At 48.0% G+C, this 16,781-nt stretch carries 10 protein-coding genes; all 10 read right to left on the bottom strand.

All coding sequences use genetic code 11. The features are described from left to right. Positions 1-49: 49 nt before the first annotated feature. Positions 50-3,532, bottom strand: coding sequence for an ATP-binding protein (locus CWC22_RS05875; protein WP_138539402.1), 3,483 nt, complete (start codon positions 3,530-3,532; stop codon positions 50-52). A 210-nt stretch (positions 3,533-3,742) separates the two neighbouring features. Then, complete coding sequence (locus tag CWC22_RS05870; protein WP_138539403.1) at positions 3,743-5,881, bottom strand: EAL domain-containing protein; 2,139 nt, start codon at positions 5,879-5,881, stop codon at positions 3,743-3,745. Positions 5,882-5,985: 104 nt separating this feature from the next. Further along, complete coding sequence (locus tag CWC22_RS05865; protein ID WP_138539404.1) at positions 5,986-7,824, bottom strand: GGDEF domain-containing protein; 1,839 nt, start codon at positions 7,822-7,824, stop codon at positions 5,986-5,988. Continuing rightward, on the bottom strand, positions 7,821-8,708 hold the full coding sequence (locus CWC22_RS05860) for a hypothetical protein (protein ID WP_138539405.1): 888 nt from the start codon (positions 8,706-8,708) through the stop codon (positions 7,821-7,823). Before CWC22_RS05860 ends, CWC22_RS05865 begins: the two co-directional genes overlap by 4 nt. 510 nt (positions 8,709-9,218) lie before the next feature. Then, on the bottom strand, positions 9,219-10,232 hold the full coding sequence (locus CWC22_RS05855) for a M48 family metallopeptidase (protein ID WP_138539406.1): 1,014 nt from the start codon (positions 10,230-10,232) through the stop codon (positions 9,219-9,221). Beyond that, complete coding sequence (locus CWC22_RS05850) at positions 10,232-11,305, bottom strand: YjgN family protein (RefSeq protein WP_138539407.1); 1,074 nt, start codon at positions 11,303-11,305, stop codon at positions 10,232-10,234. Before CWC22_RS05850 ends, CWC22_RS05855 begins: the two co-directional genes overlap by 1 nt. A 183-nt stretch (positions 11,306-11,488) precedes the next feature. Beyond that, a complete protein-coding gene (locus tag CWC22_RS05845; protein WP_164487836.1) occupies positions 11,489-11,659 on the bottom strand; it encodes a hypothetical protein in 171 nt (56 codons plus the stop codon). Positions 11,660-12,081: 422 nt separating this feature from the next. After that, positions 12,082-14,712: a methionine synthase gene (gene metH / locus CWC22_RS05840; protein WP_138539408.1), complete on the bottom strand. Its 2,631-nt coding sequence runs from the start codon at positions 14,710-14,712 to the stop codon at positions 12,082-12,084. An 11-nt stretch (positions 14,713-14,723) separates the two neighbouring features. Then, a complete protein-coding gene (locus CWC22_RS05835) occupies positions 14,724-15,746 on the bottom strand; it encodes a homocysteine S-methyltransferase family protein (RefSeq protein WP_230090649.1) in 1,023 nt (340 codons plus the stop codon). 55 nt (positions 15,747-15,801) lie between these two features. Further along, positions 15,802-16,749 carry a homoserine O-succinyltransferase gene (locus tag CWC22_RS05830; protein WP_125562332.1) on the bottom strand — a complete coding sequence of 316 codons (948 nt, stop codon included), beginning with the start codon at positions 16,747-16,749 and terminating at the stop codon, positions 15,802-15,804. Positions 16,750-16,781 lie beyond the last annotated feature (32 nt).

The raw sequence follows: 16,781 nt of genomic DNA, 5'->3' as shown, positions 1-16,781 counted from the left end.
CTGGTTATTTGCATTTGCAGATAACTCCCTGCTATTGAATCATTGCGTATTAACTCTCGTTACTTCTCTTCGGTACGGCCGACGTTTCAAACACCTCATTCCGGAGCGCTTGTTCAAGCGCTTCAAATTGGACAGAAATGCATTCCACCAAAGCACCATAATCGGTACCATCTTGCTGATCCGCCTTCTCTTCCAGCCTAGCCAGTAACTGGGTTAGCCTTTGAGCACCGATGTCACCGCTTTGTCCTCGCAATGCATGGCTGACCTGCTTGACCTGAGCATGGGCAAGCTCATCACAGTGTTCTTTCAGTGCTAATAACTTCTCTGACGCAGCGTCGTAAAACAACCTGCAGATTTGCTGATATAACTCAATGTCACCCTGCAATCGCTCGATGGTGCCACTTACATCAAGTACTTGACCCACTAAATCAGACACCAACTCCCCCTGATTTGACGCACTCTGGCCCTCTGTCTCTTCTGAAGTATGGCTGTTGGGCAAACTCTGCATTTGCCGTTCATCCGGTTTTTGATATGACATAAACTTAGACAATACATCAAACAGTAGCTTAGGCTGTATGGGCTTGGTCACATAGTCATCCATGCCTGCCGCCAGACAGCGCTCCCGCTCCCCCGACATCGCATTTGCTGTCATTGCAATCACCGGAATATGGCGAAAAGACTCGCCTCCTTTCCCTTCTCTGATCAAGCGCGTTGCCTGATACCCATCCATTGTTGGCATATTACAATCCATCAAAACGGCGAATACCGGCAGGTTGTTTTTTTCAAAATTAAGCAAGGCACTCAAGGCTTCATGGCCAGATTGGTATGTCACCACATCTGCATCGATACCATGCAGGATCCCCCGGGCAACTTCTCGGTTAATTTGGTTATCATCAACAATCATCACTGTCACACCGCTGAAATCATTGTGCGCATGATGTTGTATGTTGGGGACATGCACCTGATGCTGATTTTTAAGCATTTTTTCTATCGCATTCTGATCAAATACAGACAAAAAATGACCCAAACGAATAGGTTTAACCAGTTTCGCCAGACACCCAAGAGCGATATTTTGTTGGGTAAATTCACTGTACAGAACGATAGTGCGAGAATATGCCTTGGTATCAGTCAGGTTTTCAATATGCGGATGATTATGATCCACAACCAGATACTCACCGTTACGTTCCACCAAAGTACCGCCATACTTAGTAATGACATGTGAAAGGAAACTACGCTCCCGCCCATCAGCCACATGCAGCTCAAACCGATATCCGTCCAACAGGTTGTTGTGAGGTTTAGCCTTTGCCGTATCCAAAGCAAACGGTAAGGTAAATGAAAATTTGCTACCAATGTTCTTTTGCGACTCAAAGCCAATTTGTCCCCCCATCAATTCACAGAGGTTTTTACAAATTGACAAGCCAAGTCCTGTGCCACCAAACTCAGCGCTGATACCGCTGTCTTCTTGGGTAAAAGCAGAGAAAATCTTATGGTGGTTATTTTTATCAATCCCCACCCCGGTATCTTCTACGGCCACCGTCAAATATATCTTGCCTGCATCTTCTGTCGTCTCTGCCCGCACGCAAACACAGCCTTTGCTGGTAAATTTAATGGCGTTGCTCACCAGGTTAAAAATGACCTGTTTGATCCGACCAGCATCTCCCACCAGTTCAATAAAATCAATATCTGCAACATCGACCACTAAAGTGAGCTGCTTTTCATAGGCTTTTAAAGAAATGGATGTCACAACATGCTCCACCACTGAAATAGGGTTAAGCGGCTCTTGCTCAAGCTCTAGTTTGCCCGCTTCGATTTTAGACAAATCTAGAATGTCGTTGATAAGAGAAGCCAGCGTTGAAGAACTGGTTTCTGTCATTTCCAGATACGATAATTGATTCTTGGTCAGCGGCTCTCGGCGGATCAGGTTGAGTGTACCCAGAATACCATTGAGCGGGGTGCGCATTTCATGGCTGATGGTAGAGATAAAGGCGCTTTTAACCGCAGACGCTTTGACCGCTTTGGCTTTTTCGGCCTCCAACTCCCCGGTGCGCTCTTTAACCTGCCGCTCCAAGCTTTCATTCGCACTTTTTACCTGCTGTTCACTGAGCTTTTCTTTTGTTGTGTCACGACCGAACAAAGTAACCCCAACCAGCTGGTTATCAGGACCTCGCACCGGCGAAACTTTGAAATTCACATGCCGAACTTCATCCTGTACGGTGTAGCGCTCGTACCAGTCGGTATCCTTAGGTGCCCCCTCACTCTTAAAATAACACACAGCGCCCTGCAAACGGTCCATAGGCAGCTCAATCAGATCGGTAATATTATGCTGTCGCTCACTGGCCGCAAGACTGGGAAATATCAACAAAGACGCACTGTTATATGTCTGTACGTTAAGCTGTGTGTCAAAGCTGATAATGGGCTCATCCGCACCATCAATGATCGATTCATAGACGGCTTTATCTTCCTGGTAGCGTTCACGATTACGATAGAAAACAACAATGCCGCCCATGAACAGCAGTAGCACTAAGGTCACGACGGCTAACAACATATAACTCGACAAGCGTCGTTCATTTAATAATGCCGAGGACTGTTGCGGAAGCGCAATTGCGGTGATAAACATCTCATGCCCCGGGCCCTGGTAGCCACTATTTAACTCCTGCTGTATGGCGACCTGAAGGGTATCTGTGCCGTGCTTATACACCCCATCAACGCGACCCTTGGCAGTACTATGTAGTTTGAAGTCATCGTCAAACATCCGTGGTCTGGCCAGGTCCCGGGTATAATGAAACACCGTGTCAGGGCCGTAGATATAATGCCCCTGATGGTCAGTCAGGTAATACTCACCCGTGTCACTGTCCAGTAATTCGATTAACTGTTTCGCACTGGAGTTGAGCACCAACAGACCAAACAGGTCATTATCCGAATCAAACAGAGGCATAGCAATACGCAGGACAGGAGTAAATGGTCGCTGTACTTTGTTGTTTTCAAAATTCAGGGAAATACGTGATGCAAAGTGCATCTCTTCAGACAAGTCCAGGGTTTCCTGAACATAATCTTTATGCGATTTGTCCTGCAGCTTAGCTTCGGGGATCTGCTCAACTTTACCCCGACGCCGATCAACCCGGACAAATTCCCGACCGTCCGGCATGATAATACGCAGCTGTAATAGCTCCGCATTGTTAAAAATCAAAGACCTAAAAATAGTGGCAATGCGAGACTTCCACAGCTCAATAGGCTGATTATCCTGTGGATCAACCCCATTATTTTTCAGTGCGCGGGCAATGCCCGGAAAAGGTGGCGTATCTTTTAGAAAGTGCAAATAGCTTAAATCTGCCCGGTAACGCCGCTCGAATTGCTCAGCGATATGAGCAGCACTCTGCCTGAGTTGGTTTTCTACTTCAAACTGCACTTCTCCTTGCAGCTTGCGCTCGAAGAAAATTAAAGCCAACACTATCATCAACAACAAACATACACTGAATGCGCCCGCAAACCAGCGCGTTTGCTTATTTTTCTTAACAGACAGAATCCCTATCATATATGACCTTTTAACCCAGCAGACGAGTTTTTGGCGGCTCTCAAGTGCAAGACCGCAACCACCCCACCAAAATGGTATGCATATGCAAACTATAGCCTATGCAACCGGCATTACAGGGCCACAGTCATTTTTTTTCAAGAAAAGCTGAAAAGCCCTGACACTCCACGATATTTCCACTCACAGATGGACCGCCAACATACACTCTACTCCCTAAACTTGATCTTTGCCGAGAGCATGCGCCAGTGCATACTTAAATGCGCTCTGGCTATCCATGGGCCTGGCATAAAAATAGCCCTGTGCCACGTCACATTTCAGGGATTTGAGCTCACTGACCTGGGTGTCTGTCTCCACGCCCTCGGCCACCAGCTTAAGGCCAAGGGAGCGCGCTAATAATACGATGGTCTGTACAATGCCAAAGTGGTGCTCCCCTGATCCCATGTCTTGTATGAATGACTTATCAATTTTAAGTACATCCAGGGGGAAAACTTTTAAATAGGATAAGCTGGAATAACCCGTTCCAAAATCATCAATGGCAATCGTAACCCCCATGTCAGCCAGCTCAGCAAGTTTGCATTGCACTTGTTCAAAACTCTCAACCAGCGCACTTTCTGTCACTTCCAGCTCTAACTGCCGGCTCGGTAACTTGTGCTTCTCCAGGCATCTTGCAACCTGATCGACAAACAGAGCATGCTTCAATTGTTGAGATGACACATTAACACTGACTTTAAGCGTCACCCCCTGGTCCTGCAAACGACGCCCGAATGCACAACTTTTTTGCAAAACCTGTTCACCCAATTCGTCGATTAGACCCAACTCTTCGGCCAGCGAAATAAACTCCTGGGGTGCAACCAGTGCGCCTGATTTTTCTTTGAGCCGCACAAGGGCTTCAAAACCACACACGCGACCGGAGTCAATGGCAATCTGAGGCTGAAAAAACACCGTTAACGCATCTGCATCCAGCGTTTCACGCAACAACAACTCCAGCTCATGGCGTTTCATTAACTCGGCTTCAAGCTCCTGAGAAAAAAAGCACACCGTATTTCGGCCCTGGTTTTTAGCCCGATACATGGCAACATCAGCATGGCGCATCAGCACTTCTTCTTCGTGGGTATCCAACAATGACATACTCACCCCTATGCTGACTGAAATCTGATACTCCTTTTGTTCAAGCAGAAATGGCTCTTTAAAACTGGCAATCAGGTTGTTTGCAACAACCGACACATAACTCGCAGAACGAACCTCTTCCAGGAGTAAAACGAACTCATCACCGCCCACCCGTGCCAGTGACGCATTGGGGTCAATCACCGACTCCAGTCGCTTCGCTACCTTCTTAATCAATTCATCGCCCAGATGGTGACCCAACGCATCATTGATATACTTAAAGTGATCTATATCTATCAATAAGACAGCTATGTGCATATTCGATGTCCGGGCACTGGCTATTGCATGTTGTAACCTGTCGTGGAGGAGTACCCGATTTGGCAGGCCAGTCAACTGGTCATTGTTGGTTAAGAAGTTCATTTGTACCGCCATGGCAACCGACTCGCTCACATCATGAAACACCATCACTGCCCCCAATACCGAGCCATCTTCACCACGAATGGGTGAAGCAGTATCTTCAACCCGATAAATCTGGCCATCTTTACTGTGTAGTTGGCAGTTCAAGGCCATTGCCACATTGCGCTTTTCGGTTAACGCTCTTCTGGCAGGGTTGATTGACTCGCTCTGTGTGGTTGCATCACGTAAGTCCATCACCGCTTCTATCGGTGAGCCCAAAGCATAACTGGCCGCAATACCAGTCAAGCGTTCCGCCACCGGGTTCATATAACTTACGTAGCCTGCTTTATCTGTGGCGATAACGGCATCACCTATCGAGTTGAGCGTCACCTGAAAGAGCTCTTTCTCTCGCAATAATGACTCTGTGGTACATTCCAGTGCATCCTGATAAGCCACGATCGCCAGCTGGTTATAAACCCGCATCCGACAGGTTTTCAGGTCAATCGGTTTCGAAATATAGTCAGCACCGCCTTCAGTCAGAGATTGGAATTCTGTATCGGGGTCGCGACTTGCAGTAATAAAAACAACTGTGTAGTGGGCTGTTTGAGGGTCACTTTTCAGTGTGCGGCAAATATCCACGCCATTATATTCACCCATGTCGATATCAAGCAAAATCACATGGGGCTGTATCTCTTTGATAAGCACCAAAGCATAGCTGGCTTCAGAGGTTGAAAACACCTCACCTAAATCACCAACGGCTTTTTTGATGATCAGTATGCTACTGGGGTCATCATCGACGATCAGTATTCTCGCATTGTCGGGCAAGTTCAGTCTCACGTATAAACCTTCCACATTTCCTTAATCTAATCAGCATAGACCAAGCAGGCGTGTTTTAAACCGAACAAGCTTAATTATTTAAATACTTTATTATTAGAAAAATATAAAAAACACCACCACTAGCCCGCAAGCTGCGTACTGGTGACGGTAAATGTTTCCATATTTTGCTGCAGTTGCTCAAAGGTCATAGCCAGTGGCTGAGCAGGTAATTTCAGCCCTACCCAGGCATTACGCCCGCCATTCTTTGCACGATACAGACAATTATCAGCCAGTTCCAGCACCTGCTCCCAGCTCGCAAGCTGTGCATCAGCCAGACGCAGGGGGTAAGCTGCAAAACCAATCGAGCAAGTACAGCTCAGCGGCTGATCATCGTGACTAAACACATACTGCGCCACTGCATTGTGGAGCCTTTCAACAACCTGTTGTGCTGTTGTCATGTCAGTCTGAGGCATTACCAGCAAAAACTCTTCGCCGCCCCAACGCACCAACTCATCCTGCGCCCTGAGCTGGCTCGTGACCACCTCGGCAAATTGCTGTAACACCACATCACCAATGGCATGACCATAACTGTCATTGATCTGTTTAAAATGGTCGATGTCTATCAGGCAAAAAATCGTGTTCTGCGACACATCCCGGGATTGCGCGAGTAATTTGTCTGCCGCGCTAAAAAAGTAATGCCGGTTGTGCAAACCCGTCAGGCTGTCTGAATAACTGAGCGCTTGTAGGCGACGATTTCGCTCATCGAGCTCAGCCGTTCTTTGCTTCACTTGCTCTTCCAGTAAAGACAAATAACGCTTGTTCTGCCAACGCCAATATAAGAAACCCAACAATGCCAACGCCAGAATAAGCAACAATGCGCCACGCTGCTGCGCCAGGCGCGTATTTTCCAAAATTTGCTGGTGACGGAAAATCTCTTGTGCCTGTATCGCATTGTCTTTTTCCAGCAAACTCAACTGCTGTTTTTGTGTTGCCAGCGCGTACTGCGACTCCAGTTGCAACAACTTATTGTTGCGCTTTTGAAAGTTAAGTGCATCTTTGCTCAGGGCATAGCGCTTCAGATATAAATGCGCCTGCTGGTAGTCGCCCAGCTGGACGTAGGCATTAGACAACACAAACTGCAAATCAGCCTGCTCTTCTAAAAATCGGGTTGTAAAGGTTTCCATTAACGCAGGCATTGCCGTACCGAGTGTTTTTTGAAACTCCCCGGCCTGCAACCAGGCCATGGATTGCAGCAAGTTAAAGCGGATCCGCATACGCTGATTACGAATGAGAATGTTACTTTGAGCAACCTGATTAAGGATAGGTTGTGCCTGTTGATAACGGCCCAGTTTTAGCAATGCCCAGGCCCTGACCAGCAGCAGTTTATCCAGGAGTTCCGGCGTGCCAGTTACCACCAGATCTTCCGTATGCAGGGCCGCAACGGCCTGATGATAGCTCCCCAGCAAGACATATAGGTAGCCTTGCCATAGTCTGTGTGCCAATAATAATCGGTGAGCCACATGCGGTGTTGCCTGAGACTTGTCATGCAGCTGAACGATTAGCTGATGTACATCATCCAGTGAACGTTGCGCATAGTTATAGCGCTCAAGGTCCATTTCTAATCTGGCAATGGCTAATCGGCTTTGCGCCATCAGCGCCAGATCCTGACGCTCTACAGCCAGCTGTAATGCATCATTATGCAACACCAGGCTTTGCTGATAGTCGCCGTATTGCTGGCGGATCTGCCCCTCCAGTAATAAGGTTTGAGCGACAATTTCCAGTGCATCAATCGCCTGAGCATCGCGCCGCAACTTTCTTAATTCAGGGAGCAGCGACAGATCGAAATCACTTTTGAGTGTTTCGTTCAACCCGGCCAGCGATTTTTCCAGTTGCTCGGGCGAAGCGAGCTCAGTGGCCGTCACAGACACACTGAACAACAGAGATAACAGCCAGCTTAAAGGCGCACCGAGCCGGATCATGGTCTGGACTCCTGCGGCAGCATAGCACGATTAATGACGGCCCAATCTTGTACCTTACGATTAATGAAGCCAGACTCCGTCAACGCTTTGCGGATCCTCCCCCGACGTCTGAGTTCTTTAAGGCCCCGGTTCAGGGCAGCAAAAATCTGGGCCCCTTCGGGGTGACGTTTGCTGACGATAAAGTGACGTGAATCAGGCAGCACCATTTTTACCCCTTCTATGGGCACGTAATCTCGGCCTTCAAACACTAACTGCAAAGATTCGCTGACACTAAAATTGACCAGCATGCCATCGACGATGTCAGTTTCCACCATGTTCAGCATGCTTTCCCAGGGACCGATAAAGCTCACCAGATTCATGTTGCTATTTGTCAGGGCGTGCCAGTCTACCCGCCAGCGAGGGTTGGCCACCAGCGTCAGTTGCTCCAGTCCATCTTGGGTGGTCTGATGCAGCGCCTGATTGCGCTTTGCCACATATATACCGGCTTCATACTCTCCGAATTTCACGACTGGATCACTGACATACACTGAGCCACGATAATTAATGACATCTTCATGCCAAACGGTACGTGCCAATATCAGGCTTTCTCCGGCAACCATATCTGTGAATTCAAGAATATTGACTGAGGGCTTAGGATTGAAAACCACCTCACGGGTTTCACCGCCTAGAAACAGCGCTTGTTGCAATAACACCATTTCGATGATCTCGATATGAGATCCCTGTGTGGTTGGGCGAAAGTCAGTGACATCAAGCACCGAGCGCCCCTGTAGAAATGCTTGATAACGCTGAGAAAAGTTCTCACTGCTAATGATATCTACAACCAAAGGGTTGTGGGCTTTGGCACATTGCGACACAACGAGCAATAACAACACCAAAAACTTCATTTGCCTCCCCAGCACACAAATCACGCACAGTGTGCCTTAGTATACAGGAAGGCACGAACATAAGTTAACCTGACAATAACAAAAAACCAATACAATGCAGTAAAAACTGCGCACAAATCGCAATTATTGAAACAATAATAAAGAGTTACAAGAGAGAAAAAAACGTCATTTGAAAGTCTGGGGTTCTGGTGCAACAAGAAACTCAAATCAATTCCGGGCCAGAAAAATAATACCAATTTGCTTAATTAAGTGATCTATTTTGAAGCGAGAAAATAGGGTCGATAACAAGGCAAAAATTTGTGAACCTATGTCTAAGGTATAAGGTTCTAAATGAGAGATTTTTAACGCTGTTAGCGTCCTATTTGCTCCTTCAAATAGACCAGGTATTAAGTGAAATTGGTATGAAAGGCCTCGTTGAGGCCTTTAGAGATATAGTAATAAACACACGTTTTGCGGGTAAATCAATGTCACTCAGTCCCCTTTACCAGAAGCCCATATCTAACCGGGCTATCAGGGTGTAGTGTGGTTTCTGGCATGTTCTATACGTTCTTGCAGGCTTGGGTGAGTAGACAGGTACTTTAACCAACTTTGCGATTGCGCTTCATCAAGCGGTACCAGTGACTCCAGAGCCTGTGCAAAGTCTTCGCCACTGTAGCCCAGACGCTCAAGTTGCATCAAGGCATAGTTGTCAGCTTCCCACTCCATATTTTGTGAGAACTGCAGATCCATCAAAGCACTGCCCGACCCAAGCACCACCTCAGCAACTATGTCCATATCCCCCAACAGCATCGCAATCGCAATACTGGCAACGGCGGCCTGAGATGCCAGACGCACGCTATGCATGCGCTCTACATGACCAATTTCGTGCAATAAAATCGCTCTGAGCGCGTCAGGGTGGTCGGCCAGACGTCGCGCCAGCTCATCGGTTACCACGACCTGACCATGGGGCAAAGCAAAGGCATTGGCGCCAAAATGATCCGAACGATACACATCAATACGATACCTTTCTGCGGACAGGCCAAGCTGAGAGACAGTGTCGTGCCATAAAGTAAAAACGGCTTGCTGCTCTTGTGCTGAAAGTTCACTGGGCGATAACATAGTGCGCTCAATGAGCACCATGGATTGTTGACCCATTTGTTCAACAACCACATCAGGCATGGCCTTTACCGCAGTCACTGCAATGCTGGGGACCAGCTTAAACAACAAAGCATAGAGCAGTACAGGTGTGGCGAAAAGCGCGCATAGGATCAGCACCAGATTACTTTCCAGCCGCGCCAGCAATCCGCTCTTGCGTTGTTGAAATGGCCAGCGATATGCAACGTCATGGGGCACAAAGCGTGCGCCATCAGCAAAGTTCAATTCGCTGGCCTGCCCAGGCAGATGAGCAGCTACATTAAGCGCCGTTTGCATGCTTTCACACACACATTCATCATCAACATAAATAGCAATGCGCTCACCACTCAGTCGGGCGTAGCTCTGCTGCACCCGACTGCTGTTTGGCAGATAAAAATATCCCTTAATCATCAGGTCAACGAAATATCAACGTCAAACACATTCGCGGCTTCCTCAGCAAAAGAGGAATCAGCCTGCTGCGCATTATCCAACACCTGATCTGCACCAGGCAATAACATAACCTGAGTTGCTCCGGCCAGAGCTTTGACTTTACGTACTTTCGCCCAGGGGAAGGCCAGGCCGGCAGTCAGCACAATCGCAGCTGCGTTAGTTGCCAGAATAAGCGCATAGCGCTGAGGCGCTAAATTCGATTCGAATTCAGCCACGTCTTCTATTTGTGCGTTGTTCAGAATATGATTGCGGATCTGCGCCTGGTAGATGCCTTGTAATGCAGAAATCACAAACAAATACAGAGGCACAATCAGAAACACGCCAAAATTGACCGTGCCCAGTTCATCAGGGTTAATGTTGATACCACCTACCAGACTGAATGCAAGACCCAGCAACATCATCACAAGGATGCCCAGTAATATCACCAATAATGCAGCTACATAGTATTCTTTGCCCTCTAACTGTACTTGTACTGGCTTATCGCCGTATCGAATATTGCTGTGAATATACGCATCAATGCGCTTGAGCACCCAGGGCATCAAAAGATACAAGGTAAAAATACTGACAAATGGTAGCACCACAAAGTTCACCATCGCCTCGCCCAAATTGCCTTTGAAGGCAAAGCGAATATTGCGGTAACGGGTCATGCGCATGCTGAATTTAAGCCCCTGATTGATCATCCAGGGCACCAGAAATACCAGTGCAAATGCCATCATCGCGCCCACAAGTGGAAAATAGCCAGACACCACACTGTAGATAACAAACAGGCCAACAGCGAGCAAACGGCCTTTTAGGATCTGAATCGGCGTAGCCAGATAATCAAAGCGATGTCCGTCCAGTACGGTATGACCGTAAAAGTATTGCCTAGTACGCACCGTTGCCCAGGCCGAATAAATACCCAATGTCAGCAACGTCAGTAGGATATTGACAATCCAAATACCAAAATACTCTTTGGCATTACCGGTAAATTGCAATTGAGATGGAGCGGTTTGACTGCCAGGTTCGGCAGCGGAAGGAGTAGAAGTCGAATCCATTGTTGGCTTCCTTTTTCGTTATTATAATGTTTTCACACGATTGATGCATTCACGGCAATGTCCCCGTGAAAACTACGAAAAAATACACCACAACGCGCATCAGCGCAATGTATAAAAAGCAAAACGCCGACGTAACTTATCAGTCACCTCGGCGTTCGGTATTGATTGGTGCTGCGGTATTACTTAGCAGACACGAGTCAACCAATTGATAAAGTGACGCGCTTCGCTGCCACTTGAAAATTGCGTTTGTTTGCGGCCTGAGCCATCAGCAAAAACGACTTTTGATTTGTTGACCGAAATTGAGCGAATTGGTTGCTCAACACGGATCTCTGTTCCGTTGTATGTATAAGACATAATAAAACTCACTTTTATAATGCGCAGCCTGTCGGCTATCGCTTTAAACAATAAACGAGCTTTATGACAGTTTGATACCATACCTGAAAAAATCTGCGATCAATTTTTCGACACTTTGGAGTCAACAAACCGACGCGCGCTTAAAAGGAAATGGTACTGGCGATCTTAATAGCTGCATTCACAACGACCCCGGTGGGGTAACTGCAGTGGTATATCGCCTGACTATAATAAGCTCTACTTCTTAATTTTTAATGCGGGCTTACTGGATCAAGGCAAGAGGGCATTACTTCTATGACGCTTTAAATAAGAGATTATTTAAAGCAAGAGAGCAATAATAACGAAATAATAAAAAAAATGCAAGAAAAACGGTTGTTTTTTTGGCTAAAAGTAAGGACCTATCGGCCCTTACTTTTTATTGTCCACTATTGTGGCTCGTATCCTAAGTTAGGTGACAACCAGCGTTCGGCTTCAGCCAACGTCATATTGCTGCGTTTGGCATAGTCTTCAACCTGATCTTGCTGGATAGCCGCTACCGCAAAATACTTGGAGTCTGGGTGGGAGAAATACCAGCCAGATACCGCAGCACCGGGCCACATGGCATATGAGCTGGTCAGTTTCATACCGATACGGTTTTCCACATCCAGTAATTGCCAGATCTTGTCTTTCTCGGTGTGCTCTGGGCAAGCAGGATAGCCAGGCGCAGGTCGGATCCCCTGATAATTCTCACGGATCAGCTGCTCATTACTGAGGTTTTCATCACTGGCAAAACCCCAATACTGCTTACGAACCTGTTCATGAAGGTATTCTGCAAAAGCCTCAGCCAGGCGGTCTGCAACCGCTTTTACCATGATCTTATTGTAATCATCCTGCTGCTGTTCGAATACATCCGCCAGATCATCTTCTTCCAGACCCCCCGTAACGGCAAACGCCCCAAAATAGTCCGGCGTGCCTTTTGGTGCAACATAATCAGCCAGACAGTAGTTAGGAAAATCAGTTTTCTCGGTTTGCTGACGTAGCTGGCAAGATCTTAGAAGGACTTCCTCACGACTTTCATCACGATAAATTTCTATGTCATCCCCTACCCGGTTGGCCGGAAACAGACCAATCACACCCAGTGGTTGCAAGCTGCCTTTGGCGGTTAACTCATCTAGCATGGCGTTTGCATCGGCAAAGAGTTTCTTCGCTTCTTCACCCACGACTTCATCTTCCAGAATACGCGGATATTTGCCCGCCAGTGTCCAGGTCATGAAAAACGGCGTCCAGTCTATGTATTCACGTAAAGTGGCAATACTGACATCTTTAAACTCGGTAATACCGAGCTTTTTAGGCACAGGCGGGGTGTAATTGTCCCAGTCCAGCTTAACGGCGTTGTCACGTGCACGCGCCAGCGTCACCGGCTTGGAACGAGGCTTTTTACGCGCCTGTTGTTCACGTACCTTGACGTATTCACTGGCGGTTTTTTCCAAAAATACCGGCTTTTGTGTAGCACTAAGCAGGCTGGAAACCACACCAACCGCACGGCTGGCATTATTCACATAAACGACGCCTTTATCATACTGCGGCTCAATCTTCACCGCGGTATGTGCCTTCGACGTGGTTGCACCGCCAATAAGCAATGGGATCTCAAAACCACGACGCGTCATCTCTTTCGCCACGTGCACCATTTCGTCCAGCGAAGGCGTGATCAAACCCGACAAACCTATAGCATCGGCATTTTCATCAATGGCCGTTTGCAGGATTTTTTCTGCCGGCACCATCACGCCTAAATCTACAACTTCGTAGTTATTACACTGCAGCACCACACCGACAATGTTTTTACCTATGTCATGAACATCGCCCTTGACCGTGGCCATGATGATCTTACCGTTGCTTGAGCCGGCCTGCTTCTCAGCCTCAATATAAGGGTCTAGATAGGCCACCGCTCGCTTCATCACGCGTGCAGATTTAACCACCTGAGGCAGGAACATTTTACCGGCACCAAATAAGTCGCCGACCACATTCATGCCGTCCATCAAAGGACCTTCAATCACTTCAATGGGTTTATCAAACTGCTGACGACAAGCTTCGGTGTCTTCTTCAATAAATTCAGTAATGCCTTTAACCAGCGCATGCTCCAGGCGTTTGGCCACAGGCCAACTACGCCATTCCTGATCTTCCGCTTTCTCAGCCTGTGCCATTCCTGAGTAATTTGGCGCTATCTCTACCAGACGCTCACCGGCGCCGGGGTCAGTGTTGAGGACCACGTCTTCAACGGCTTTGCGCAGTTCATCCGGAATATCATCGTATACCGTCAACTGACCTGCATTCACTATCCCCATATCCATACCGGCCTGAATGGCGTGGTACAGAAATACCGAGTGAATGGCCTCACGCACCGGGTTATTGCCCCGAAATGAGAAAGACACGTTCGACACCCCGCCCGACACTTTACAGTGCAGCAGGTTCTGCTTGATACGTCGCGTGCCTTCAATAAACTCGACCGCATAATTGTCGTGCTCTTCAATACCGGTCGCAACAGCAAAGATATTGGGGTCAAAAATAATGTCTTCAGGCGGGAAGCCCAATTCATCCACCAAAATGCGATAAGAGCGCTCACAGATCTCAAACTTGCGGTCGGCCGTTTCGGCCTGGCCCGTTTCGTCAAATGCCATGACCACCACTGCCGCGCCAAAGCGCTTAATGATTTTCGCCTGGCGCTCAAACGGCTCACGGCCCTCTTTCAGCGAGATGGAGTTAACAATAGCCTTACCCTGAATACACTTCAGGCCCGCTTCAATCACTTCCCATTTGGATGAGTCAACCATGATTGGCACACGGGAAATATCCGGCTCCGAGGCAATCAGGTTCAAAAACTTAACCATGGCGGCCTTAGAGTCCAGCATCGCTTCATCCATATTGATGTCGATCACCTGGGCGCCGTTCTCGACCTGGCTGCGCGCCACATCAAGTGCTGTTTCGTAATCTTCTTCCAGGATCAAACGCTTAAAACGCGCCGAGCCGGTAACATTGGTTCTTTCACCGACGTTGGTAAAAATGGCTGTAGATTGCGTCATATCAGTACTTCCTAATTAAGATTACAGGCTTCAAGGCCCGCCAAGCGCATTCTGACTTCAAGCTCAGGTAAGGTACGCGGCGCGACCTGCTTGAGTCCATTTACAAAGGCGCTAATATGTTCAGGCGTGGTACCACAGCAGCCACCGACGATATTGATAAAGCCTTCTTTACCCCAGTCGATGATTTCCTTTGCCATGTCATCGGCTTCGAGATCATACTCACCAAATTCATTCGGCAAGCCGGCGTTAGGGTGCACGGACGTGTAGGTTTCGCATACCCGCGACAATTCCTCGACATAAGCACGTAACAAGTCGGGACCCAGCGCACAATTCAAACCAATAGAGATAGGTTTAATATGACGAATAGAGTTGTAAAACGCTTCGGTTGTCTGGCCCGACAGAGTACGCCCCGACGCATCCGTGATAGTACCGGAGATCATCACCGGCAAAGTGATACCGGTTCGCTCAAACGCTTCTTCCACCCCGTACGCTGCCGCTTTGGCGTTAAGCGTGTCGAAGATGGTTTCAATCAGGATCAGATCCGCGCCGCCTTCAATCAAGGCTTCCGTAGATTCAATATACGCTTCCACCAGCTGATCAAACGACACATTCCGATAACCCGGATCGTTCACATCAGGTGAAATAGAGCAGGTTTTTGAAGTCGGCCCCAAAACACCGGCCACATAACGCGGCTTACCAGGGTCTTTAGCAGTGAACTCATCACATACTGCGCGTGCAAGCCGGGCCGATTCGACGTTGATCTCACGGCTCAGGCTGGCCATGTCATAGTCTTCCATCGAAATGGTGGTGGCATTAAAAGTATTCGTTTCAATAATGTCCGCACCCGCTTCAAGATATTCGCGGTGGATCTGACGGATCACCTCAGGTTGAGTCAGGCTGAGCAGGTCATTGTTACCTTTGATCAATACATGCCAGTCTTTAAAGCGCTCGCCCCGATAGTCCTCTTCCTCAAACTTATGTTTTTGAATCATGGTGCCCATGGCCCCATCGAGGATCAAAATACGCTGTTGCATGGCCGTTTTTAGCGCCTCAGCAATGGCTGCGCCGTCGGCCGCAGTGGTGATATGTTTATTCGGCATAATTGTTAGTCCTAACATCCTGGCTAACCAGATTAATATCGTACGGAGTAGTCTGGTAAACATAGTAGTTTAACCAGTTGGAGAATAACAAAAAAGCATGGCTTTGCCATGTCTTGGATGGCTTTGCAGACGCGTCATCTTTTGGAAAGTAGTTCTCCGGCTTCGGCGCATCCGGGCCTTTTTCGCAATCGCGGAAATACTCTTTACTGAGGGTATCGGCATCATATTCAGGGTGTCCAGTAATATAAACCTGGCTACCCGACACATTTTTAATTAAATAAGCGCCAACTCGCTCGGACCCCGCCAGCGTCACCAGCTCCTCACACGCATCAATTTGACTGGCCTCAATATGTCCATAGCGTGAGTGGGGTACCAAAAATTCATCGTCAAACCCGCGCGTCAAAGCGCCGTGTTCAAAGTAACACTGATGACGAAACACCCCACATAGTTTGTCTTTTTTCAACTCACGTTTCAGGCCGTGATGGTGGAACAAGCCTGCATGCGCTGCCCAGCAGGAGAACAGGGTCGACGTTACATGATGCTCGGCCCAGTCGAAGAATGCCTGTAACTCTTCCCAATAGGTCACGTCTTCGTACTCAAGGTGCGCAAGTGGCGCACCTGTGACAATCAGCGCATCATAGTTTTCTTTTCTTACATCGGAGAAGTAGCGATAAAACATATTGAGGTGTTGCTCAGAATTTTCTGAACTACGGTGAGTATCCAGGCGCAACAGATCAACATTAACCTGAAGCGGCGAATTCGCCAACAGGCGAATAAACTGTACTTCAGTTTCTACTTTATTCGGCATCAGATTGAGTATGGCCAGCCGCATTGGCCGGATCTCCTGCGTGCTGGCGCGACTTTGCGGCATCACAAAAACATTCTCATGGCGTAAATGGCTGATGGCAGGTAAATCGTCGGTTACTGTGATTGGCATGGTATTCCCCTCAGTGACTGGATCTCCGTAGC

This window comes from Pseudoalteromonas rubra, from assembly GCF_005886805.2.
In the GTDB taxonomy this organism is placed as follows: Bacteria; Pseudomonadota; Gammaproteobacteria; order Enterobacterales; family Alteromonadaceae; genus Pseudoalteromonas; species Pseudoalteromonas rubra_D.
This window is presented reverse-complemented; position numbering and strand designations above follow the sequence as displayed.